General features: G+C 68.2%; 21 protein-coding genes. 6 read left to right on the top strand and 15 right to left on the bottom strand.

Annotation, left to right across the window (positions count from 1 at the left end):
- Positions 1-24 precede the first annotated feature (24 nt).
- The 12 genes from ACWDU4_RS24690 to ACWDU4_RS24635 all read right to left on the bottom strand — a co-directional run bounded on the left by ACWDU4_RS24690 (position 25) and on the right by ACWDU4_RS24635 (position 12,044).
- A complete protein-coding gene (locus ACWDU4_RS24690; RefSeq protein ID WP_450116578.1) occupies positions 25-639 on the bottom strand; it encodes a h domain protein in 615 nt (204 codons plus the stop codon).
- Positions 636-1,442 carry a hypothetical protein gene (locus ACWDU4_RS24685; RefSeq protein WP_450116577.1) on the bottom strand — a complete coding sequence of 269 codons (807 nt, stop codon included), beginning with the start codon at positions 1,440-1,442 and terminating at the stop codon, positions 636-638. Before ACWDU4_RS24685 ends, ACWDU4_RS24690 begins: the two co-directional genes overlap by 4 nt.
- Positions 1,409-2,821, bottom strand: a complete 1,413-nt coding sequence (locus ACWDU4_RS24680) for an MCE family protein (RefSeq protein ID WP_450116576.1) — start codon at positions 2,819-2,821, stop codon at positions 1,409-1,411. The genes ACWDU4_RS24685 and ACWDU4_RS24680 overlap by 34 nt, the downstream gene beginning before the upstream one ends.
- On the bottom strand, positions 2,818-4,050 hold the full coding sequence (locus ACWDU4_RS24675; protein WP_450116575.1) for an MCE family protein: 1,233 nt from the start codon (positions 4,048-4,050) through the stop codon (positions 2,818-2,820). Before ACWDU4_RS24675 ends, ACWDU4_RS24680 begins: the two co-directional genes overlap by 4 nt.
- Complete coding sequence (locus ACWDU4_RS24670; RefSeq protein ID WP_450116574.1) at positions 4,047-5,330, bottom strand: MCE family protein; 1,284 nt, start codon at positions 5,328-5,330, stop codon at positions 4,047-4,049. Before ACWDU4_RS24670 ends, ACWDU4_RS24675 begins: the two co-directional genes overlap by 4 nt.
- Positions 5,327-6,379, bottom strand: coding sequence for an MCE family protein (locus ACWDU4_RS24665; RefSeq protein WP_450116573.1), 1,053 nt, complete (start codon positions 6,377-6,379; stop codon positions 5,327-5,329). Before ACWDU4_RS24665 ends, ACWDU4_RS24670 begins: the two co-directional genes overlap by 4 nt.
- Complete coding sequence (locus ACWDU4_RS24660) at positions 6,376-7,401, bottom strand: MCE family protein (RefSeq protein ID WP_450116572.1); 1,026 nt, start codon at positions 7,399-7,401, stop codon at positions 6,376-6,378. Before ACWDU4_RS24660 ends, ACWDU4_RS24665 begins: the two co-directional genes overlap by 4 nt.
- Positions 7,401-8,582, bottom strand: a complete 1,182-nt coding sequence (locus tag ACWDU4_RS24655; protein WP_450116571.1) for an MCE family protein — start codon at positions 8,580-8,582, stop codon at positions 7,401-7,403. Before ACWDU4_RS24655 ends, ACWDU4_RS24660 begins: the two co-directional genes overlap by 1 nt.
- Before the next feature lie 5 nt (positions 8,583-8,587).
- Complete coding sequence (locus ACWDU4_RS24650) at positions 8,588-9,439, bottom strand: MlaE family ABC transporter permease (RefSeq protein WP_450116570.1); 852 nt, start codon at positions 9,437-9,439, stop codon at positions 8,588-8,590.
- 4 nt (positions 9,440-9,443) lie between these two features.
- Positions 9,444-10,208 carry an MlaE family ABC transporter permease gene (locus ACWDU4_RS24645; RefSeq protein WP_450116569.1) on the bottom strand — a complete coding sequence of 255 codons (765 nt, stop codon included), beginning with the start codon at positions 10,206-10,208 and terminating at the stop codon, positions 9,444-9,446.
- 615 nt (positions 10,209-10,823) lie between these two features.
- A complete protein-coding gene (locus ACWDU4_RS24640) occupies positions 10,824-11,729 on the bottom strand; it encodes a 3-oxoacyl-ACP reductase (protein ID WP_450116600.1) in 906 nt (301 codons plus the stop codon).
- A 120-nt stretch (positions 11,730-11,849) separates the two neighbouring features.
- The gene (locus tag ACWDU4_RS24635; protein ID WP_450116568.1) at positions 11,850-12,044 is read right to left on the bottom strand and encodes a ferredoxin; all 195 of its coding nucleotides are present in this window, start codon (positions 12,042-12,044) and stop codon (positions 11,850-11,852) included.
- A gap of 225 nt (positions 12,045-12,269) precedes the next feature.
- Here ACWDU4_RS24635 and ACWDU4_RS24630 point away from each other — a divergent pair, with 225 nt between their 5' ends.
- The 5 genes from ACWDU4_RS24630 to ACWDU4_RS24610 all read left to right on the top strand — a co-directional run bounded on the left by ACWDU4_RS24630 (position 12,270) and on the right by ACWDU4_RS24610 (position 18,466).
- On the top strand, positions 12,270-13,445 hold the full coding sequence (locus ACWDU4_RS24630) for an acyl-CoA dehydrogenase family protein (protein WP_450116567.1): 1,176 nt from the start codon (positions 12,270-12,272) through the stop codon (positions 13,443-13,445).
- A gap of 39 nt (positions 13,446-13,484) precedes the next feature.
- Complete coding sequence (locus ACWDU4_RS24625; RefSeq protein ID WP_450116566.1) at positions 13,485-14,597, top strand: acyl-CoA dehydrogenase family protein; 1,113 nt, start codon at positions 13,485-13,487, stop codon at positions 14,595-14,597.
- 143 nt (positions 14,598-14,740) lie between these two features.
- A complete protein-coding gene (locus ACWDU4_RS24620; RefSeq protein WP_450116565.1) occupies positions 14,741-15,472 on the top strand; it encodes an esterase/lipase family protein in 732 nt (243 codons plus the stop codon).
- Between the two features lie 16 nt (positions 15,473-15,488).
- The gene (locus ACWDU4_RS24615) at positions 15,489-16,778 is read left to right on the top strand and encodes a lipase family protein (RefSeq protein ID WP_450116564.1); all 1,290 of its coding nucleotides are present in this window, start codon (positions 15,489-15,491) and stop codon (positions 16,776-16,778) included.
- Between the two features lie 65 nt (positions 16,779-16,843).
- Positions 16,844-18,466: a long-chain-fatty-acid--CoA ligase gene (locus tag ACWDU4_RS24610; protein ID WP_450116563.1), complete on the top strand. Its 1,623-nt coding sequence runs from the start codon at positions 16,844-16,846 to the stop codon at positions 18,464-18,466.
- A 122-nt stretch (positions 18,467-18,588) separates the two neighbouring features.
- Here the strand turns inward: ACWDU4_RS24610 and ACWDU4_RS24605 are convergent, their stop codons facing one another.
- The 3 genes from ACWDU4_RS24605 to ACWDU4_RS24595 form a co-directional block, all read right to left on the bottom strand.
- The gene (locus ACWDU4_RS24605) at positions 18,589-20,019 is read right to left on the bottom strand and encodes an NAD(P)-binding protein (RefSeq protein ID WP_450116562.1); all 1,431 of its coding nucleotides are present in this window, start codon (positions 20,017-20,019) and stop codon (positions 18,589-18,591) included.
- 106 nt (positions 20,020-20,125) lie between these two features.
- On the bottom strand, positions 20,126-21,241 hold the full coding sequence (locus ACWDU4_RS24600; RefSeq protein WP_450116561.1) for an NAD(P)H-dependent flavin oxidoreductase: 1,116 nt from the start codon (positions 21,239-21,241) through the stop codon (positions 20,126-20,128).
- Positions 21,241-22,893: an acyl-CoA synthetase gene (locus tag ACWDU4_RS24595; protein WP_450116560.1), complete on the bottom strand. Its 1,653-nt coding sequence runs from the start codon at positions 22,891-22,893 to the stop codon at positions 21,241-21,243. Before ACWDU4_RS24595 ends, ACWDU4_RS24600 begins: the two co-directional genes overlap by 1 nt.
- Positions 22,894-22,972: 79 nt before the next feature.
- Here ACWDU4_RS24595 and ACWDU4_RS24590 point away from each other — a divergent pair, with 79 nt between their 5' ends.
- Positions 22,973-23,797, top strand: coding sequence for a crotonase/enoyl-CoA hydratase family protein (locus ACWDU4_RS24590; protein WP_450116559.1), 825 nt, complete (start codon positions 22,973-22,975; stop codon positions 23,795-23,797).
- Positions 23,798-23,848 lie beyond the last annotated feature (51 nt).

Below are 23,848 nucleotides of genomic sequence, written 5' to 3'. Positions count from 1 at the left end.
GCCCCACTTTCGTGTCCCTGGGATCTACACCGGGGTGAGCCGCCCGGTCAGCCAGCGATCACCGTCCTTGTGCATCTCCATGCGAACCCGGCTGCCGGTGGTGGCCGCATCGGGAGCGTCGGAGCTGGTGGTGATCTGGTTGACGAACAGCAGCACCACCGCGTCGTCGGGGGTAGCGGAGACGACGGACCCGGCCTGCACGGTGGCCTGCACGGTCAGCTTCTTGTCCTTCGCACCCGGCGCGATGGTCTCCTGCACCAGGGTGTTGTACTCGTCCCGGAAGTCACCGGTCAGGCCGTCGGCCGCGGCGGCCAGCTGCTGATCGACCTCGTTGTAGTTGTAGGACAGCATCTTCGCGGCCTGGTCACTCGCCGCCGCCACCGCGTCGATGCGGGCCTGCTCGGTGGCCCGGTCCTTCAGGTATCCCGTAAACAGGATGCCGACGCCGACCGCGAGCGCGAGCACCAGCACGGCGGCCACGGCAGCGAGTGCCTTGGCGGTCGAGCCCGACTTCCCGACAACGGTTTCCGCCGACTCACCAACCGCAGTCTCGGTAACCGACTGCTCCGCACCGGTCGTGCCGGTCGCCGTGGGCTCCGTCACCGTCGACCCGTTCGTCTTCTTCTCGTCTTCGTTCATGGCACGAACTCCACCTTCGAGGCCGTCATGGTGCCACCGTCATCGGTGACGGTGACCCGCATGCGGAAGTCCCGCGGGCCGTTCTGCGTGCCGTCCGGGGTGCTGACGTCGGCGCGGGCGGCGACCAGCACCTTGCCGGTGTTGCCGTCCTGGCTCTCGAACCCGGCCTCGAGGATCTTGCCGACGGTGGTCACGCCGGCCTCCTGCACGACGCTGACGAAGGGATCCTCGCGTCCGTCGAACTCGGACCGGAATTCGCCGCTGGCGCCGGCCAGGATGCGCTCCACGTCCTCCTTGGCGGTGTCCGGCTTGATCGTGGTCAGGTTGAGCACGGTCTGACGGGCTGTCTGCACGAACGCATTTCGTTGTGCGTCCCGGTCGTTCGCGGCGTTTCGCTCAATCAACAGCCACACCGCGGACCCAACCAGGGCCACCACGAGCAGGCCCGCGAGCACCCACCCGAGACGGCCGCGGCGCGACCGGGCCGCCTCGGGCTCGGCCTCGTCGGCGACGTCCTCGCCCACGGCCGGCACGTCGGCCACCGTCTGCTCGTGCGCGGTCTGCTCCTGTGCGGCGGCCGAGGCCTGCGGCGCAGCGGCCTCGGGTGCCTCCCCTCCGGTCGCGGCAGCGCCGGTGTCCCGCAACGCAGTCGCGGCCGGAGCGAGCGCCTCCTTGCCCTCGGGCTCGGTGACCGCGGGCGCCGGAGCCTCCTTCGGAGGACCGGCGCTGCGGCTGGCCCGCCGGCGTGGAGCCGGATTGCTCTCGGGCGTCAGCCCTGCTGACGTGTCATCATCGTCTGCCACGTCGTGTCCTCTCTTGCTTTTCCACCCGACGCCAGCGCGGGCTGGGCGTACAGGCGGCCGTCGGGCCCGACGTATTTACCGGTTGTCGGGTCGTACGGGCGCGCCGTGGCGGGCACTCCCGAGGCTCCGTCGTACGACGCCGGAGCCGTCGTGTACGAGGGTACAGACGGATCCTGGACCGGACCGCTCGGCGGGTTGTTGCCCTGCGGAACGTATCCCGTGCGGCACTCCTCGACCGTGCCTGCGCGGCGGCCGGGGAACTCCTGGCACGGGTAGTTGCGCGCACCGCGGACCGCGGTGGGGTCGTCCGGTGCCACCTTGCAGAACAGGTCGGGCGGCGTGTCGGGGACAGATACTTCGTCGCCGGAACGCCACTGGTCGGGCGGGAGGAAGCCGGTGGTGCACGGCGGCGGATCGTTGGCCTGCAGGTAGAAGTTCGCGATCGCGCCGTCCTCGCGCGGTCCACTGAGCGCAGCGGTCATCAGCCCGGTGACCAGCGGCGGGTAGATCACCATGACCTGCTCGATGCTCTTGTTGTAGATCACGCCGACCTCACCCACGCTGACGAGGTTCGCCAGCAGCACCGGGAGGGTGGGCTGCAACTCCTGGAACAGTTCGGTGGCCTCCGCCGCGGCCTCCGGCCCCTTCTCGAGCAGGTCCCGGATCTGCGGGTCGCTGGCCCGCAACTGGTTGCTGAAGGTCACCAGATCGGCTGTCCAGGAGCGGATCGCATCGCTCGTGACCACCTGGGTGTCGAGCAGTGCGCCGGCCTGGTCGATCAGGGTCTTGGTGGCGTCGACGTTGGCGTTGGCCTCCTGCACGAACAGTCGCGCGGAGTCGATCAGCCGCTGCAGGTCCGGCCCGGCGCCGTTGAACGCCTTGAACGACTCGTCGACCACGGTGCGCAACTGGGTGTTCGAAATGCTCTTGACCAGGGTGTCGGCCTGGTCGAGCATCGCACCGACGTCCTGCGGCGTCGAGGTCCGGTCCATCGGAATCACATCACCGTCGGACAGGTACGGCTCGGAGTCGGAGCGCGGGATCAGGTCCACGTACTGCTCACCGATCGCGGACACGCTCTTGACCGCGGCATCGACGTCGGCGGGGATGTCGTAGCCGCTGCCGATCGAGAGCTTCGCGTCGACACCGTCCTCGGTGAGCACCACGTCCTCGACCTTGCCGATGTTGGTGCCGCGGAACGCGACGTTGGCGTTCGGGTACAAACCACCGGTGGACGGCAGCTGCACCGTCACCCCGAACTGCCCGATCCCGAACAGCGCGGGCAGGCGCACGTACTGCGTGGCCATCACGGCCAGCCCGATCACGGTGAGGATCGAGAAGATCACCAGCTGGGTGCGGACGAACTTCGTGAGCATCATGGTGTCGGCGCTCCTAGCTGCGGCAGGCCGGGAATCTGAATCTGCGGCAGCCCCGGAATCAACGGTGCGGGTGCGGGCTTCGGCTCCGCCTGGACGGGATTCGGGGCCTTCGGCGCGGGAGTCTGCAGCGGGTTGGCCGCCTCACCGGCGACGCCGGCGAACGCTCCCAGCGCACCTTCCACACCGGCGAGCCGGGTACCCGTGCTCGTCCCGCCGAGGAAGTTCGTGTCCAGCCGCTGGTTGGTCAAGTCGATCATCATCATCAGGTTGGCGTAGTCGCCGCGGAACACCTGGTCCAGGTTCTTCATCGCGAACGGGAACGTGAGCATCAGCGAGAGCACCTCGGTCAGCGCGTTGCCGGTGCCGGCCAACTGGTTCAGCAACGGGACGAGTGACTGCAGGTTCGCCTTCAGGTCGTCGCCGCTCTCGTTGATCACGCGGGTGGCGGTATCACTGAAGTTGCCCAGTGCGACAAGAGCATTGGTGAGGTTCTGCCGCTGACCCACCAGCACCTCCAGCGCCGGCGGGATCCCGTCCAGGGCGGCGGTGAGGATCTCACTCTGCTGGTTCACCGTGCCTGCCAGCCGGTCGATCCCTTCCATCGCGGAGATGATCTCGCCGCGCTGCGCGTCGAGGCTGCCGACGAGCTGGTCGAGCTGCGGCAGCAGATCCCGGATCGATTCCTCGCGGCCGCCGAGCGCCGCGTTCAGCTCACGGGTGATGTCGTTGATCTGCGCGAGCCCGCCTCCGTTGAGCACCACCGACAACGAGGACAGCGTCTGCTCGGTGGTCGGGTACGCCCCGGCCCGATCGAGCGGGATCACGTCTCCGTCCTGCAGCGTGCCCTTCGGCGCGACACCGGGCGGCGGTGCGAGCTCCAGGTGCTGAGAACCGAGCAGGCTGGTCTGGCCGATCTTCGCGGTCGCGTTGGCCGGCAGCTCCACGCCGGGATTGATCGACACGGTGACGAGGGCGTGCCAGTCCTGTACCTCGATACCGCTGACGGTCCCCACCGTCACGTCGTTCACCCGGACCGGCGAGTTCTGCGACAACGTCGTCACGTTCGGCATCTCGATCGTGACGGTGTAGGAGCCCTCCTCGCCGCCCTCGGTGCCGGGCAGCGGAATCGAGTTGAGTCCGTTCCACTCGCACCCGGTGAGGGTGAGGGTCAGCCCCATCGCCACCGCGGCAAGCGCCGCCCGGCGACGGCGTGGCCAACGCGCGGTCATCGTCCGCCTCCCGGGTTGAGCAGTGCGCCAAGATCCTTGGGCACGTTGATCGTGGGCATGTTCGCGAGCGGACCTGAGGCCGGAGTCATGGCCGTGCGGGCCGGAACCTCACCCGCCAGGCTCGGCGGGGAGAACGCGATCTGGTCCGGCCGGGCGACAGCGGCGATCGCCGGGTTGGTCAGGAAACCCGGGTAGTTCATCGCGACCGAGTTCAGCACCGGTCCGAGGTATTGCGCGCACAGCTCGCCACTGCGGTCCGAATCATTGGTGCCGAGACCCTCGATCAGGCCGCACACCGCGTTGATCGGGTTGTTGGCGTTGCTCAGCGCGATGGCACCGTTGATCGAACCCGTCGCCGGACTGTAGATGTTGTTGAAGTTGGCCAGCGCGTTCGGCGCCACGTGCAGCACCTGTTCGAGCTGCGGCCGCTTCTCCACCAGCACGGTGGTGGCATCGGCGAGACGACCCACCTGCTCGCTCAGTGAATCCCGGTTCTCGGAGACGAAGCGCTGCACGTCATTCATCGCGACGTCCAGGTCGGTGAGAGCCACACCGAGTTCGTCACTCGTGTCGGCGAGCAGCGAGGACACCGACGCCAGACGACCACCGAACTGCACGATCTGCTCGTTGCTGGCCGACAGCGTCGACACGAACGCCTGCAGGTTCCGGATGGTCCCGAACAGGTCGGTGCGACCGTCCGAGAGCAGCTTCATCGTGTCGGACAGCTCGCGCAGGGTGGCACGCAGCGAATCCCCGTTGCCGTCGAGGTTCGCGGCGGCGGTGTCGATGAATCGCCCCAGCGAACCCTGGTCCGCGGCCCCCTGCGGCCCGAGTGCATCGGACAGCCTGGTCAGCTCGGTCTTGATCTCGTCCCACTCGACCGGAACGGCGGTGCGCTCCACCGGAATCTCGGCGCCGTCCGACATCGTGTCACCGCCGTCGTACACGGGGGTGAGCTGGACGAAACGCGCCGCGACGAGGCTCGGGGCGACGATGATCGCCTTCGCGTCCGCCGGAATATCCACGGAGCGATCGACATTCATCACCACGGTCGCACCGGTGCCGTTCGGATCGATGCTACCGATCGTGCCGACCTTCACGCCGAGAACGCGCACGTCGTCGCCCGCGTAGAGGCCCGTGGTGGACGGGAACTCGGCGGTGATCGTGGTCTTGCCGATTCCGGGGAAGAAATACAGCACTCCGGCGACCAGAGCCGCGACCACGACGGCGGCCCCACCGCCGATCAGCCACTTCTTCTTCGAGTTCATCTGGGCGCTCATCGGTTCGGGTCCTTGAGCTCGGTCTTGAGCGGCGGGAACTGTTGGAGGTCCTGTGGCACGTGCTCCGGCCAGACCAGTTGGTCGACCAGTGTCTGCACCATCGGACTGACTTGGAAGTTCGCGACGTACGCCATGAAGAACGGCCCGCTGCTGACGGCTTCGCCGAGCGCGGTCGCGTACGGGGCGAGTCCGTCGAGCCCGCGGCCGATGTTGTCCTTGTTGCGTTGCAGGATCTCGACCGTCTCGTTGAGCTTGTCGAGGGTCGGCTTCATCTGCTGCTCGTTGTCCTGCACCACGCCGGTGAGCTGGCGCGAGACGTACGAGATGTTGGTGATCAGCTCGCTGATCGCGTTGCGGCGCCGGTCCAGTTCGCCGAGCAGCTGGTTGCCGTCCACGACGAGCGAGTTGATCTGGTCGCTGCGCTGGGACAGGATGCCCGTCACGCTTTCGGCCCGGGCGAGCAGGTCCTTGAGGGACTCGTCACGCGAGTTGAGGCTTTCCGAGAGCCGGCTGATGCCGGTCAGCGCGGTCCGCAGCTCCGGCGGTGTGTCGGCCAGCGCGTCGGATGCCGCGTTGAGCGAATCGTTGAGCTGCTCGGTGTTCAGCTCCGACACCGACGTCGTCAGGTCGCCGAGCGCATCGTTGAGCGAATACGGCGAATTGGTGCGGTCCAACGGGATCGAGCTGCCGACCGGCATGACATCGGAGCCTTCCGGCGTCACCTGCAGCGACTTGCGCCCGAGGATGGTGTTGGTCTTGATGTCGGCTCGCGTGCTGTCGCCGAGCCGGATGCCCTCGTCCATCGAGAAGCCGACCCGCACGTCGGTGCCGTCGAGTTCGACCTTCTCCACCTTGCCGACGTTCACCCCGGCGACGGTCACGTAGTCGCCCGTGAGCAGGCCACCGGCGTCCTCGAAGTACGCCTGGTAGCGGACACCACCGGCGATGAACGGCAGCCGATCGTACTGCAGGCCGGCCACCACGAGGGAGGCCGCGACGACGAGCCCGATGACGCCGATCTGCACGGGGTTTCGTTCACGCTTGCTCATCGGAACGCGCACCTCCCTGTCGTCTGAGTCGGGGTCAACGGGTTCTCCACGTGCAACTCCTGGCCGTCCGGCCCGGAGAACTTGAACTTGACCGAACACGTGTAGAACTGGAACATGCTGCCGTAGGTGCCGGTGCGGATCAGCTTGCGGTATGCCTCGGGCAGTCGCTCGAGCACCCAGTCGACCTGGTCCTGACCGGCGACGAGCTGTGTGGCCACCCGGTTCGCCTCGGTGATCGTGGCCTGCAGATCGGGCCGGGTGCCCTCCAGCAGCTGCGCGAGATCGCCCGTGGCGGTGGCGATCTTCGGGATCGCCGCACCGATCGGATCGCGGTCCTGTGCCAGCCCGCTGACCAGTTGCTGCAGATGGTCCAGCGTGGACGAGAACTGGTCGCCCCGGTCGTTGATCGTGTTCAGCGTGGTGTTGAGGTTGGTGATCACGTCACCGATCAGCTGGTCGCGGTCCGCGAGGGTGGACGTGAACGAGCTGGTGCTGCCGAGCAACGACACCAGGGTCCCGCCCTGCCCCTGCAGGACCTGCAGCAGCGCGCCCGTGAGGTCGTTGACCTGGTCCGCGTTCAGGCCGCGCAGCAGCGGCTTGAATCCGCCGAGCAGCAGGTCCAGATCGAGCGCCGGAGAGGTCTGCGACTCCGGGATGGTGCCGCCGTCGGAGAGGGTGTCGGACGACCCGGCCCCCTCGAGCAGTTCCAGATAGCGGTCGCCGACCAGGTTCTCGTAGCGCACCGTGGCCCGGGTGCTCTGGAGCAGCGGGTACTTGGTGTCGACGTCGAAGCTCACCTCGGCGAGGTTGTCGTCGCCTACCTCGACGCCCTTGACAGTGCCCACAGGAACACCCGCGATGCGAACCTTGTCACCCGACTTGAGCCCGGAGGCGCTGGTGAACTCGGCGTTGTATCCGTCGGCACTGCTGAATCGGAACTGGCTGAAGACGACCGCCAGGCCGGCGAAGATCAGCACCATCACCGTGGTGAAGGCGAGCAGCTTGATCGTGGTGGGCCGCATCAGTTCTGCCCTCCCTGCGGCGCGACGCCCGCATACAGCCACTGGAACATCTTGGGCACGTTGAGCGATGCCTTCGTCGACGGGACGTACGGGACGGTCCCGGTGTCGGTGACGACGAACGGGGCGTTGCCGTCCCGCTTCGGATCGAAGTCCGGCAGACCCCAGCAGTTCGGTCCGCCCGAGGCGTTCACCTTCGGCAGATCGTTCGGGTAGGTGTACGGCGCGGCGCCCGGGAGGAAGCTCGCGCTCAGGGCGACGCCCGGCTGGTTACCGCCCTCGAGTTCTTCGGCGATCGGCCGGACGTTGTTCAGTCCGACGATCACGCAGGCCAGGCTCGGCGAGTATTCGGCAAGCAGTGATGTTGTCGGTACGAGCAGCGACAGGGACTTCGTCAGGTTCGCCTCGTTCTCGGTGAGCACCTGGTTGCCGGTGTTCGCCAGTCCGGTGACGTTCATCAGCAGCAGGTTCAGGTTGGCCTGTTCCTCGACGATGCTGCCGCTGGTGGCGGTCGCGTTGCCGAGCAGCGTCATCAGGTTCGGGGTGACGTCCGCGAACGTGTTGGTCACGGTCGCCGCCGACTCGAGGTCCTTCTGCAGCTGCGGCAGAACAGGATTCATCGTCTTGAGGTACGAATCGGTCTCCTCGAGCAGCTGACCGAGTTCGTCACCGCGACCGTTGAGCGCCGACGAGATCGCCCCGAGGGTGGCGTTGAGCTTCTCCGGTTCGATCTGCTGCAGCAGCGTCGACAGGTGCTGGAACAGGGTGTTGAACTCGACGGTCACCGAGGTCGCCTCAATGTTGGTTCCTGGCGACAACGACTGCGACGACGGGTTCTCGGGCACCACGAAGTTGACGTATTTCGCACCGAACACGGTGGTGGACTTGATCTCCACCGTCGAGTTCGACGGAATCAGGTGCAGCTGAGAGGGATCCATGTCCAGGTGCAGGACGGCCTGGCCGTCCACCTCGTCGATGGAACCGACCCGGCCCACCTCGACGCCGCGCAGCTTCACCTTGGCCTGGGGGTCCATCACCAGACCGGAACGTTCTGCGGTCACCGTCACCGGCTCGGTTTCCTTGAAACCGCCGGCGAACATAGTCAGGGCCACGGCCACAATTGCGACAAGGCTGCCAACCAGGATCAGCGCGGCGAGCTTCTTCTTCCACGTGGAATCGGTCATGCGCGCTATCCCGAGAGGTTGAAGTTGCCGGACCCGCCGTAGACGGCGAGCGAGATGAGCAGGGTCACGGTCACGACCGCGATCAGCGAAGTACGCACCGCGTTACCGACGGCCACACCGACGCCGACCGGGCCACCACCGGCGTTGTAGCCGTAGTAGGTGTGGATCAGCATGACCGCGACTCCCATGACGATGGCCTGCGCGAACGACCACAGAATGTCCGTCGGCATCAGGAACGTCGAGAAGTAATGGTCGTAGACGCCGGGCGACTGCCCGTTCATCACGACGGTGGCAAAGCGGCTGGCCATGAACGACGCGACGACGGCCAGCGAGTACAGCGGGATGATCGCGATCATCCCGGCCATGACCCGGGTGCTGACGAGGTACGGGATGGACGGGATCGCCATCACCTCGAGCGCGTCGATCTCTTCGGACACCCGCATCGCACCCAGCTGGGCAGTGGAACCGGCGCCGATGGTGGCGGCCAGGCCGATGCCTGCGATCACCGGCGCGGCGATGCGGACGTTGATGAACGCGGCGAAGAAGCCCGTGAGCGCCTCGACACCGATGTTGCCGAGCGAGCTGTAGCCCTGCACGGCGATCACGGCGCCGGAGAACAGTGTCAGGAATGCGACGATGACGACGGTGCCGCCGATGACGGCGAGCGCGCCGGTGCCCATGCTGATCTCGGCGATCAGCCGGATCGTCTCCTTGCGGTAGTGGATGAGCGCGCGCGGCGCCCACACCAGCGCCCGCCAGAAGAACAGCGCCTGCTCACCGATGCTGTCGACGCCAAGACCCAGCTTGTGGATGCGCCGCCTCGTGCCCCGGAACTTTCCGGTCAGTGCGAATGCCATGCCCTCACCCCGCCGTCATCTTGATGCCGACGGCGGTCACCAGGACGTTGACGACGAACAGGGCCATGAAGGCGAAGACGACGGTCTGGTTCACGGCGTCACCCACGCTCTTGGCACCACCCTTCACGTTGAGGCCGAGGTAGCACGCCACCAGGCCGGCGATCATGCCGAAAAGTCCGGCCTTGAGCTGCGAGATCATCAGCTCCCCGAAACCGGTGAGCAGCGTGATGCCGTTGACGAAGGCGCCGGGATTGACGTCCTGCAGCAGCACCGAGAACGCGAAGCCGCCGACGATGCCGATGGTGCTGACCAGTCCGTTGAGCAGGAGCGCGATCACGGTCGACGCGAGCACGCGCGGCACCACCAGCCGCTGGATCGGGTCGATGCCGAGTACCCGCATCGCGTCGATCTCCTCGCGGATCGTTCTCGCCGCGAGGTCCGCGCAGATCGCGGTCGCGCCTGCGCCCGCGACGATCAGCACCGTCACCATCGGCCCGACCTGCGTGACCGCGCCCAGGGCAGCGCCGGCGCCCGACAGGTCGGCGGCGCCGATCTCGCGCAGCAGGATGTTGAGGGTGAAGCTCACCAGAACGGTGAAGGGAATTGCGACGAGCACGGTCGGCACCATCGATACCCGCGCGACGAACCAGGCCTGGTCGACGAACTCGCGCCCTTGGAACGGGCGCTGGACCATGGCGCGAAACACCTGCGCGGACATCTGGAAGAAGCCGCCGACGGCCCGCAACGGCACGGCAAGGAGGTCGTTCATCGCTCCTCCTCGTCAGAAGTCGGACGCGTGCCGCGGTTCGCGCACGCGAGGTTCGGAGAGACGTGTAGATTCCCCCCGGAGTCTGTGATCCAGGTCATACTAAATAGAACACGTTCACGTGTCAAAGTTGCCCTCCGCCCAGACCATTACCGCTGGTCAGAGCAGATCCAGCCAGGCGGGACCGGTTCGCGGACGAATGCGTGTTCATCGAATCCTCCACACCCGCGAAGGGTCGGTCGTCGACATTCACGAGACCGAGCACGGCGGCCGCATTGGCCACTCTCCGACGCATCCTCGAACGACTCACGTTGCCTGCCTTCACCTTTCACCGGGTGGGACGGCCGGCGTCCGACACGCCGACCCAGAACAACAACGGCGGGCGAGCGCCTGACGGCACCGCCCCACCCGCCGCAAACTCCGAGCTCACGCCGCCGGACAGCAGCTCCCTCGACCCCGGCCGCGCATGCGTCCGTCGGACACGTGCGCACACCGGGGTCGAGACTGCGTCAATTGCGACATATCAGCGCCGGTCACACCGCACAATGCGGAAACCCTCAGAGTACTTTTAACCGCGAACGAAATGGCCGTACCAGTGGTCCGGCGCGACGCGATACGTCAGCCGAGCGACTTGACGGCCTCGGTCGCAGCAAACATCCGGCCCGGGTCACGGCCGTCGAAGTAGTCTCCGAGCGACTCGGCCAGGCCCTCCGGGCTCCACTCGGCACCCGGCGCATCGAACTTCTGCTCCACGACGGGAGCGGCCATCAGGGCGACCATCGGGCCGTACACGATGAACACCTGGCCGTTGATCGCCTCGGCGGCAGGCGAGGCCAGGTAGGAGACGAGGTTGACGACGTGCTCGGGCGAGAGCGGGTCGACATCACCTTCCGGGGCGTCACCGAAGACGTTCTCGGTCATCGCGGTCCGGGCGCGGGGGCAGATGGCGTTGGCGCGGACGCCGTACCGCTCGAGTCCGCGTGCAGCGGACAGCGTCAGCGCGGTGATTCCGGCCTTCGCCGCCCCGTAGTTGGGCTGCCCGGCCGGGCCGAGCAACCCCGCCTCGGACGAGGTGTTGATGAGCCGGCCGTAGACCGGGGCGCCTGCGGCCTTGGACGCGGCGCGCCAGTGCACCGCCGCGTTGCGGCACAGCAGGAAGTGTCCGCGCAGGTGGACCTTGAGCACCAGGTCCCATTCCTCGTCGGACATGGAGAACAGCATCTTGTCGCGGACGATGCCCGCGTTGTTGACGACGATGTCGACGCCACCCAGTTCCTGGGCGGCCGCCATCAGGGCGTCTGCGGTGGCGCGCTCGCCGATGTCGCCGGGGACGAACACCCCCTTGCCCCCGAGGGCCTGGATCTCGTCGAGCAGCGCGTCCGCCTGCTCGCCGGCGGCGAGGTCGTTCACGACGACATTCGCGCCGGCCCGGACGAGGCCGAGGGCCTCGGCCTTGCCGAGACCCGAGGCCCCACCGGTGACGATCGCAACCTTGCCGTCCAGAGCTACCTCGCGACTAGCCAATCTCACCACTGCCTTCGTGAATCGATGCGGAACCGGCGGCGAGGCCGTCCTCGAGCACCCGCCCCATACGTGACGGCAGTCACCTTAGAACGTGTTCTCGTTTGCGGCAAGGTTCGATGATCAGAGCTCGAGCTTGAGAGCCGCTCGCGGGCACTGGGAGACCGCTTCCTCCATCAGCGCGACAGTCTCCGGATCGTCGCCGACGGGCTGCGTGACGATCAGGTTCTCGTCGTCGTCCAGATCGAAGACGTCGGGCGCGATACCGACGCACACCCCGTTGGCCTCACACCGGTCGAAATCAACCTTGACCTCCATTGATGAACCTCTTCTCTGATGGGATTCGAATGCCTGCAACCGTGAACCGCGGGCTGTGTCCCCGGTCATATCCACCATTAGACTAGAACCCGTTCCACTCCTGTGCAATGATGCGGAAAACCCGCCGTGACGGGCCAAAAGACCCGCCGGCGCCGACCGCGTCATCAGAACGCGCCGGCCTCGGATATCAACCACTAGAACCTGTGTCAGACCGGAGAGGGATAGATGCACATCACCTACACCGCGGAGCAGCAGAAGCTGCGGGAGGAGCTGCGTGCGTACTTCGCGAAGCTGATCACTCCCGAACGCCGCGAAGCACTGGCCGCCCAGACCGGCGAGTACGGCTCCGGCACCGTCTACCGGGACGTCGTCCGCGAGATGGGCCGCGACGGGTGGCTCACCCTGGGATGGCCGAAGGAGTACGGCGGACAGGAGCGGTCGCCGATCGACCAGCTGATCTTCACCGACGAGGCATCCATCGCCGGCGCCCCGGTGCCGTTCCTCACGATCAACTCCGTCGCGCCGACGATCATGCACTACGGCTCCGAGGAGCAGAAAAAGTTCTTCCTGCCCAAGATCTCGTCGGGCGAGCTGCACTTCTCGATCGGCTACTCCGAGCCCGGCGCGGGTACCGACCTCGCCAGCCTGCGCACCACGGCGGTCAAGGACGGCGACGACTACATCATCAACGGCCAGAAGATGTGGACCTCGCTGATCGCCTACGCCGACTACGTGTGGCTCGCCGTCCGGACCGACCCGAACGCCAAGAAGCACAAGGGCATCAGCATGCTGATCGTCCCGACCACCGCCGAGGGCTTCTCCTACACCCCGGTGCACACGATGGCGGGCCCGGACACCAGCGCCACCTACTACCAGGACGTCCGGGTCCCCTCGTCCGCACTGGTCGGCGAGGAGAACGGCGGCTGGGGTCTGATGACCAACCAGCTCAACCACGAGCGGGTCGCGCTGGTCTCGGCCGCCCCGATCCAGGGCGCGCTGCGCGACACCATCGAGTGGGCGCAGAACACCAAGCTGGCCGACGGCCGTCGCGTCATCGACCAGGAGTGGGTGCAGATCAACCTCGCCCGGGTGCACGCCAAGGTCGAGTACCTCAAGCTCCTGAACTGGGAGGTGTCCTCCGTGGATGCCCCGAGCAAGGGCGATGCGTCCGCGTGCAAGGTCTTCGGCACCGAGTTCGCCACCGAGGCGTACCGGATGCTGATGGAGGTCCTCGGGCCGCTGGCGTACCTGCGCCAGGACTCGAAGGGCTCGGTCCTGCGGGGCCGGGTCGAGCGAATGCACCGCTCCTCGCTGATCCTCACCTTCGGCGGCGGCACCAACGAGGTGCAGCGCGACATCCTCGCCATGACCGCGCTGGGACAGCCACCGGCCAAGCGCTGACCCGCCCCCATCCCCACGACAGCACCCGAAGGAATCATCGTGGACTTCACACCTACCGAGGCCCAGCACGACCTCGAAAAACTCACCCGGAGCATCGCCGAGAAGCTCACCACCAACGACCGCCTGCGCGAGCTTGACGCCGCCGAGGACCGCTTCGACGACAAGCTCTGGCAGGCCCTCGCCGACGCCGGCGTGCTCGCGGCGGCCCTTCCGGAGTCGGTGGGCGGCGGCGGATTCGGCATCCTCGAGCAGTGCACAGTGCTGCGTGAGATCGGTCGCCCCCTCTCCCCCGTGCCCTACCTCAGCTCGATCGTGCTCGCCGCCTCCGCGCTCGCCGAGTTCGGCGACGAGGGCCAGCGGGATCTGGCCCGGCGGGCCGGCGAGGGCACCGCGTTGCTGACCGTCGCGCTCGCCGAGGAACTGAACTACGACCCGGCACAGCCGGTCACCCGTGCCGATCGCAGTGGCGACGGCTGGGCGATCACCGGCACCAAGATCACCGTCCCCGCGGCCGCGTTCGCGGACGCGATCCTCGTGCCCGCCACAACCCCCGAGGGGGTCGCGGTGTTCGTCGTCGACCCGTCCGCGGCGGGCGTGCAGATCGACCGGCAGTCCACCACCGACTACAGCGCCGAGTCGATCGTCGACCTGTCCGGTGTCGTCACCAGCCAGGTGCTCGGCGGCGTCGAGCGCGGCTCCGAGGTCGTGGGCTGGATCCTCGACCGCGCCGCGGTCGGGCTGGCCGCCCAGCAGCTCGGCACCCTCGAGCGCGCGCTCGAACTGGTCGCCGAGTACGCCCGCGAGCGGGTGCAGTTCGACCGGCCGATCGGCAGCTTCCAGGCCGTCGCGCAGCGCCTCGCCGATGCGTTCATCGACGTCAAGGGCGTGCGATCGACGCTGTGGCAGGCGGCGTGGAGGCTCAGCGAGAACCTGCCGGCCGAGGCGGAGATCCGGACCGCGAAGTTCTGGGCCGCGGACGCCGGTCACCGCGTCTCGCACACGGTGATCCACGTGCACGGCGGAGTCGGCCTCGACCGGGATCACCCGGTGCACCGTTACTTCCTGGCCGCCAAGCACAACGAGTTCGCGCTCGGCTCCGCGACCGAGCAGCTCCGTCGACTGGGACAGGCCCTGGCGGACGTTCCGGCCTGAGCCACATCGACGAGAACGCCCGCGCCGCTCGGAGCAGCGCGGGCGTTCTCGTCGATTCGCCGGTCGATTCGACCGCGCGCCCATACCATTCGGTTCGGTATGGAGGCGTCGGGAGGAGTGCCGTGATCGGGTCGATCCGTGCAATGCATGCACTGTTGGCGACGGTGACACTCGGGGCGGCGATGTCCGGCGTCCCGGCGGCAGCCACCCCGGCGGGCGCCGCGCCATGCGTGCTGCTCGTTCACGACATCGGCCGGGACGCCGCGTCCTGGCACACCGCCGCGGATCGGCTCCGTGATCACGGCAGGTGCGCGGTTCCCGTGACGTGGGGCGCACCGGAGGACACGGACGTGCCGCTGCCCGTCGCGGGGTTGCGCGGAGCCGACGCGGGCGCCGACGACCTGGCCCGGACCGTCACCCGCACCGGAGACGGACCGTACGACGTGATCGCCCACGGCGCGGGTTCTCTTGTGGTGCAGCGCTATCTGCAGAAGTACGGGGCGGCCGCGATCCGGTCACTCACCACTCTCGGGCCGCTCTGGAACGGTACCGAGATGGGCGGGCTGGCCGCCGCCGAGGATGCGAGTCGCGCGCTCGGCACGTACGACCTCGTGCTCGGGCTGGAGAAGCCCGTCGTCGACCCGCTCTGCGCCGGCTGCCGCGAGCTGATCCGCGGTTCCGATCTGCTCCGGGACCTCCATCGCATCGGCGTCCCGACCCCGGGCGTGCACTACACGGACATCGCCACGCACTGCGACGAGCTGGCGCCGCCCGTCGCCGTGGAGGGCGTCACGCTGATCGTTCTGGACCACTGCATCTCGCACTTCGCACTACCCGACGATCCTGCGGCCCTCGAAGCCGCGCTCGGGCGATGAGGACAGGAGCAGTCGAATGCCTCGACACCCGCGCGGACGAACGGTGAACGGCCGCAGGATCACCGCGGCGGTGGCTGCCGTCGCCGCGGCCGCCCTGACGTTCGGACCTCCGGCCGCCGCCGCACCCCGTGAAGACCCCGGAACCCACACCGACCTCTATGACCCGCCGAACCCACTGCCGGCAGGCGAGCCGGGAGACGTCCTGCGCGTCGAACCGTCCGTGGCGGCCGTCGTTCCCGGTACGCCGGCCGTGATCGACGCGACCGTCACCCGCGTGATGTACCGCAGCGTGGGGGCGGCGGGGACACCCGTCGCCGTCGTCGGGACCGTGCTGGTTCCGACCGCCCCCTGGTCCGGTGACGGCCCGCGGCCGACGGTCGTGCTCGGCCCCGGCACCCAGGGCCAAGGCGATCAGTGCGCTCCGTCGAAACTGATGACCTTCGGACAGGAGTACGAGTACCTCCACATCGTCCCGCTGCTCACTCGTGGCTATGCCGTGGCGGTCACCGACTACGAGGGTCTCGGCACGCCCGGCGTGCACACGTACCTCAACAGGGAATCGCAGGGCCGTGCCATGCTCGATCTGGCCCGTGCCGCACAGCAGTTGACCGACCACGGCATCGACGAGGGCACCCGCTTCGGGTTCTGGGGGTACTCCCAGGGCGGCATGAGTTCCGCCGCCGCCGCGGAGCTGAAGGACGGCTACGCGCCGGAACTCCCTGTGGTCGGCGCGGTCGCCGGCGCCCCACCGGCGTCGCTGGCCGATCTCGCGGTCGCCGGGGACGGGTCGACGCTGTCGGGCGGAATCGGCTGGGTGGTCAACGGCTTCGCCGCCGCCCATCCCGAGCACGCCGACGCGATGCTGGCCGTGTTCGATGACGAAGGCCGCGCCGTCCTCGCCCGTGCCGCGAGCTCGTGCGTGTTCGACTTCCCGATGTTGAATCCGTTCCTTCCCACGAACCGGTACACCCGTGACGACCGGCCCATCGCCGAGCACCTGTCGGAGGAGCCCTGGGCCTCGATCGTGAAGCAACAGGAACTCGGCAACATCACACCCACGATTCCGGTTTTCGTCAGCTCGAACGTGAGCGACGACCTGGTTCTCAGGTCGGGCGTCGACACAATGGTTGCCAAGTGGTGCGCCGGAGGCGCTGACGTGGACTACCAGCGCTACGACCTGCCGCCGCTGTTCCCGAAGACCGCCACCGGCCACGCCGTCGGGCTCCTCCCCTCCGCCGCGCAGGGCCTGCAGTGGCTCGACCAGCAGTTCGCCGGCGGGCCGACCGGGAGCACCTGCAGCACGTGAGTTGCGATCCCACTGGCTGCGACAGGCACCTGGTCGCCCGCCCTCCCGCTGCCTACACTGCGGACATGAGCAACCCCGCGCCCACGGTGTCCGATCTGCTGCAGCGCCTCCGGGACGACCAGGAGAACGGAATCCTGTTCGAGGACACAGTGATTCCCTGGTCGAAGCACGTCGGCGAGTGCGTCGACACGGCCGCGGCCCTGGCATCGCTGTTGGATCCCGCGGCACCCCCGCACGTGGGGGTGCTGCTGGACAACGTCCCCGAGTTTCCGCTCCTGCTCGGGGCCACCGCGATCGGTGGCACCGTGCTGGCCGGGCTGAACCCGACCCGTCGCGGCGCCGCGCTGGCCGGGGACATCGCCCGGTCGGACTGTCAGGTCGTGGTGACGGACTCCGAGAAGGCCCGGCTGCTCGACGGCCTCGACCTCGGGGATGTCCGGCTGCTCCTCGTGGACACCCCCGAGTGGGACGCCCTGCTCGCCGCACACCGCGGCAGCCCGGTGCCGGACGTGACGCCGGGACTGGACGACCTGTTCATGCTGATCTTCACCTCCGGCACGAGCGGTAACCCGAAGGCCGTCCGCGTGACGCACAAGATGGTTGCCGGACCGGGCGTGATGCTCTCGCAGCGCTTCGGCCTGACCTCCGCCGACACCACCTATGCGTCGATGCCGCTGTTCCACTCCGGCGCCGTCATGGCGTGCTGGGCGATCGCCCTCGCCGCGGGCGGGAACTTCGCACTGCGGCGCAAGTTCTCGGCGTCAGGATTCCTCCCCGACGTGCGCCGGTTCGGAGCCACGTTCGCGCACTACGTCGGCAAGCCGCTCGCCTATGTGCTGGCCACCCCCGAACGGTCCGACGACGCCGACAATCCACTGAAGATCGTGTATGGCAACGAGGGCTCGCCGTCGGCGATCGCCGAGTTCGGCCGCCGGTTCGACGTCCGGGTCGTCGACGGGTTCGGGTCGACCGAGGGCGGCGTCCTGATCTCCCGGCTGCCCGGCACCCCGCCCGGCGCCCTCGGCCCACTGCCGGAGGGTATCGCCGTGCTCGATCCGGAAACCGGAACCCCCTGCCCGGTAGCCGAATTCGATTCGGCAGGGCACATCACCAACGCCGACAAGGCCACCGGTGAGCTGGTCAACACCACCGGCACCGGCAGCTTCGCCGGGTACTACAAGAATCCCGAAGCCGAGGCCGAGCGGGTCCGCGACGGCCAGTACTGGAGTGGTGACCTCGCGTACGTCGACGGCGACGGCTACGTGTACTTCGCCGGCCGCAGCTCCGGCTGGATGCGGGTGGACGGCGAGAACCTCGGCACCGCACCGATCGAGAACATCCTCGCCCGGCACCCGCGGGTGGTCGAGGTCGCGGCGTACGCGGTGCCCGACCCGCAGGTCGGTGACCGGGTGGCGGTGGCCGTCGTCGCCTCGGACGGGTTCGACATCGACGAGTTCGCCGAATTCCTCGCCAAGCAAGGCGATCTCGGACCGAAGCAGCTGCCGAGCTTCGTGCGGGTCACCGACGACCTGCCGAAGACCGCGACGTACAAGGTGCTGGGCCGGTCCCTGAGTGCACAGCGTTGGAACTCGTCCGACCCCACCTGGTTCCGGGCAGCCGGCACGACCACCTTCGTCCCCGTCACCCCCGACCTCGCGGCCGCACTGGACGCCGAACTCGACCGCTGATCGGGACCGAGGGTCGTCGCTGTGGGTGATGCCCGACGTCTCGAGGAACCCGGTCACCGCCACGAACGGAATTTCCAAGCCAGACGAAGAGGTCCGGCAGGCCGCCCGGGACGCTGGGCACCTCACGGAGCTGTGAGCGGACGTTCCGTGTCGTCACCGTCGCCGACCGCGCCGGACAGCAGCTCCATCAGCCTCGCCACCCCCGGTCGCACGCAGTCGGTGTAGCGCGCCAGGGCATCCCGAATCTCGGGTTCGTCGCGGCGCCCTCGCACGCCGCGTTGATGGTTGAGGCGGGACCGTTCCAGCCAGTCCACGACATCCGGCTCCTTCGACCAGGACCGCTCGGCCGCCATCTCGGTGAGCTTGCCTCGCACCCAGTCGAGCGGGACGTCGGGCAGTCGGTTCGTCGGGCAGAGGCGGTTCTTCTCCGCGACCTCTCGACCCGACGCCTCGACGTAGCCGACGAGCGCCGCATTGAACGGGATCAGTCCGGGACGGACCGGCTGCAACGTTATCCGGCCCGGCTCGAAGATCGGTAGGGCCGGAGCCCGATTCAGGCCCGCGGCAGCGCAGTGCACGTACAGGTCGTCGGGATCGGCGGGGACGGTGCCCTCGTCGAGTTCGATGGCGTGCGAGTCGACGCGGCGCACGTGACCGAGCCGAACGACCTCCTCGATCCGGCGAAGCTCGTCGACCTCGGCGGTGCTGGTCGTCGCCATCTTGAGCATCGTCGGCGTCACCGTCCGGTCGACGCGCAGGAGGAACCCATGCTCCTCGAGCCCGGTGAACAACTCCCCCAGCGACGTCGCGTTCGCCGCGGCCTGCATCTGCCGTGCCCCTCCGTCGACGATGCGCCCGACCAGATCGCCGTTCTGCACGAAATACCGGTTCACGAACCAGGATTCGCGTGGCTTGACCCACCGGATCAGCTCCGGCGCGACGCCGACTCCGAGCAGCCACACGCACGCGTCGATCGCGGTCTTTCCCGCGCCGACGATCACGTACCGGCCGGGTGGTGCCTGCACCGACACGAGCTCGCCCACCGGGATGCAGCGAACACCGGGTGCGACGTCGAAGGGCGGCGGAGTCGTTGCCGGTACGGACGGCGACAGGTACCTGGCGTCGACCACCGCTGCGCGGACGGTGACCTCGTACCGATCCCCCGTCGCGCGCGAGACGAATCCGTGGTCGCCGTCGTACTCGCACAGCGGGTGGTAGCGGACCGCGCCGGACGGCACCAGGTGCGAGTGCATCACCCGGTCGTAGTAGCCGCAGATCTCGGGGCCGGTCGCCCGCTCGTACATGCCCGCGTTCAGGCCGGTGACGTCGATGGCGTCGCCACCGAGCGGCAGTGAGTTCACACCGTAGAAGGAAGACGGCTGGTGCAGTCGCACGAACGGGTAGGCGTCGAGCCAGTGCCCGCCCGGCGCGTGCCGCCGGTCCACCACGATGACGTGGGCGGAACTGTCCGCCGTGAGCGCATCCGTGAACGCCATGCCCGCCGCGCCTGCTCCGATGACGAGGTAGTCGGTGTCGAGAGTGTGCGTCGCCATGTGCTCGCCTCCCCAACCACCATCCCAGCCGCGCCCGGATGTGTCCACGACGAGGGCCGGGCACGAATACTCGTGCCCGGCCCTCGGTGTGTGGCCCTACGGGTGTTCAGCCGCCCAGCTTGTCCAGCCGTGCGACGGTGGCCTCGAACTCGGCGACCAGATCGGCCATCGTGTCCGCGACCGGGCGGATCTCGTTCATCCGGCCGACGATCTGACCGGCGGGCATCGCGACGACGTCCGGGTTCTCGGCGGCGGCGATGCGCTGGTGCGCCTCCGCGACCAGGATGTTCTGCAGCGGCATCGGCAGCGCGTCGGGCGCACCCGGTGCCGACCAGGCGTCGGTCCACTTGGTCTTGAGCAGCCGGGCCGGCTTGCCGGAGTAGATCCGCGACCGGACTGTGTCGCTCGACGTCGCCGCCAGCAGCGCCCGCTGCGTGGCGGACGTGCCGTCCGCCGCGCTGCCGAGCCGGTACTCGGCGGCGGTGAGCCAGTACGAGCCCATCCACACGCCCTGTGCACCGAGCGCCATCGCCGCGGCGACCTGACGGCCGCTGCCGATGCCGCCTGCCGCGAGGACGGTGGCGGAATCGCCCACCGCGTCGACGATTTCGGGAACCAGCACCATCGAGGCGATCTCGCCCGTGTGCCCACCGGCCTCGTAGCCCTGCGCGATGACGATGTCGACACCGTTCTCGACGTGGCTGCGGGCGTGACCGACCGCGCCGGCCAGCGCGGCGACCGGCACCCCGTGCTCGTGCGCCTCGTCGATGATGTCCTTCGGCGGGGAACCGAGCGCATTCGCGATCAACGCGGGGCGGTGCTTGAACGCCACGTCGAGCTGCGCGCGGGCCACCGAGTGCAGCCAGCCGAGGACCCCGGTGGCGTGCTCGACGTCGTCGGACAGGGGCGGCACCCCCAGCTCCTCGAGGGTGCGGTTGACGAACGCGCGGTGCTCGGCCGGGATCAGCTTGTCCAGGTCCACGGCGGTGCCCTCGGTGGGCACCTTGGCCGGCATCACGACGTCGACGCCGTACGGCTTGCCGTCGGTGTTCTCGTCCATCCAGTTCAGGGTGGCCTCGAGCTCCTCCGGATCGTTGAACCGGACGCAGCCGAGCACGCCGAGGCCGCCGGCCCGCGACACCGCCGCCGCCACGTGCTCGGACGGGGTGAACGCGAAGATCGGGTACTTGATGCCGAACTTCTCGGCAAGATCGTTGTGCATCAGGAGTTTCCGTTGCCGTTCGTGTAGTGATCGTCCGCGTCGCGGGACTCGGTCTGCGCGGTGGCCCACTTGTAGTCCGGCTTGCCTGCCGGCGAGCGCTTGATCTCGTCGACGAACCACAGGCTGCGCGGCACCTTGTAGCCGGCGATCTCCTTGCGGGCCGCGGCCACGATGTCGTTCAGGCTCGGGCGGGCGCCGTCACGCGTGGCCACGACCGCGGCGACCCGGTTGCCGAAACGCTCGTCCGGGACACCGACGACGAGGCAGTCGAAGACGTCGGGATGCGTCTTGATCGCGCCCTCGACCTCCTCCGGGTAGATCTTCTCGCCGCCACTGTTGATCGAGACGGAGCCGCGGCCGAGCATCGTGACCGAGCCGTCCTCCTCGACGGTGGCGTAGTCGCCGGGGATCGAGTACCGGACGCCGTTGTACACCTTGAAGGTCGCGGCGGTCTTGGCCTCGTCCTTGTAGTAGCCGAGCGGGATGTGGCCGTGCCGGGCGAGCAGGCCGACCTTGCCCGAGCCGGGCTGGATCTCGTTGCCCTCATCGTCGAGGACGACGGTCGCGGCGTCGATCTTCACCCGCGGGCCGCCGGTGTGGGTGGCACCCTTGGTCACAGTGCTCAGACCGCCGAAGCCGGTCTCGGAGGAGCCGATGGAGTCGGTGATGTAGCGGTTGGGCAGCAGGTCGAGGAACTCGTCCTTGAGCGCAGGCGAGAACAGCGCCGCGCTGGAGGCCATCACGTACAGGCTGGAGAGGTCGTACGGCTCGCCGGTCTCCGGGTTGCCCGCCTTCAGCGCGTCCAGCATCGGCCGGGCCATCGCGTCACCGGTGATGAAGATGAGGTTGACCTTGTGGCGGTCGATGACCTGCCACACCTCGTGCCCGTCGAACTCGGGGTGCATCACCAGGGTGCCGCCGCCGAACAGACTGTGGAACACAGCGGACTGCGAGCCGCCGTGGATCATCGGCGGGATCGGGAAGCGCACCATCGCCGGGCTCGCGGCACCGACCTTGGCCAGCTCCCACTCGTCCTCGACGCGTTCGCCGGTGACGAAGTTGACTCCGCCGCCGAGCACCCGCCACCAGTCCTCGTGACGCCACATGACGCCCTTCGGCATGCCGGTGGTGCCGCCGGTGTACAGCATGAAGATGTCGTCGGGGCTGCGCTCACCGAAGTCGCGCTCGGGCGACCCCTCGGACAGGGCCTGCTCGTACTCGACGCCGCCGAAGGACGAGTAGTCCAGGTCGGTGCCGTCCTCGACCACGAGCACGGACTTGACCAGTGGCGTGTTCGGCAGCACGTTCGCGACCTTGTCCACGTACCTGCGCTCGACGACGAGCGCGGCCATGTCGGAGTTCTCGAAGATGTACTGCAACTCGTTCTCGACGTAGCGGTAGTTCACGTTGACCATCACCGCGCGGGCCTTGAACACGGCAACCATGGCCTCGATGGCCTCGATGGTGTTGCGGCTGTAGATACCCACCTTGTCGCCCGGCTTCACGCCGTGATCCTGCAGGTAGTGAGCCAGACGGTTGGTCCGCTCCTCCAACTGCGCGTAGGTGATCTCGCGGTCGCTGTCCAGCAGCGCCACACGCTCGGGGTTCAGGTCGATGGAGTGCTCGACAAAGTCTGCGATATGAAGGGCCACGCCCAACAAAGTAGAACGTGTTACCGTTTCATGCAAGAGTCAATTTGAGACCCAACTCACACGCATTCGGGAGCTACAAGTGTCCTCCACCACAGCCGAAATTTCCGACGTTTCGGACAAGTCCGCACCCTGCCTCGTGGAGAAGCGTGGTCACGTCCTGATCGTCACGATGAACCGTCCCGAGGCGCGCAACGCGCTCTCCCAGGAGATGATGGCGATCATGACGCAGGCCTGGGACCAGGTCGACAACGATCCCGAGATCCGCGTCGCGATCCTGACCGGAGCCGGCGGCACGTTCTGCGCGGGCATGGACCTCAAGGACATGAACAAGAACGCCCCCGGCGACAAGTTCGCCGGCGGCGGCTGGGACCTGACCAAGCTCCCCGCCCTGCTCAAGGGTCGGCGCCTGACCAAGCCGCTGATCGCCGCGGTCGAGGGTGCGGCCATCGCCGGCGGCACCGAGATCCTGCAGGGCACCGACATCCGGGTCGCCGGCGAGAGCGCCCGGTTCGGAGTGTCCGAGGCCAAGCTGGGCCTGTTCCCGCTCGGCGGGTCCGCGGTGCGCCTGGTCCGGCAGATTCCGTACACCGTCGCCGCCGACATCCTGCTCACCGGCCGCACCGTCCCGGCCGCCGAGGCGAAGGACCTCGGCCTGATCGGGTACCTCGTCCCGGACGGCGCGGCGCTGACCAAGGCGCTCGAGATCGCCGACCGGATCGCAGCCAACGGACCGGTCGCGGTGCAGGCGATCCTCAAGACCATCCGGGTCACCGAGGGCATGCACGAGGAGGATGCCTTCAAGCTCGAGGCCGAGATCGGCGCAGGTGTGTTCGCGAGCGACGACGCCAAGGAGGGCCCGCGCTCGTTCGTCGAGAAGCGTGCCCCGAAGTTCCAGGGCAAGTAGCCCGCACCACCGGGTACCGACACGGCCCGCCGTCGCACTCGCGACGGCGGG

It is taken from the genome of Rhodococcus sp. NPDC003348 (assembly GCF_053589375.1).
The sequence above is the reverse complement of the archived record's forward strand: the minus strand, read 5'-3'. Positions and strand labels throughout refer to the sequence as shown.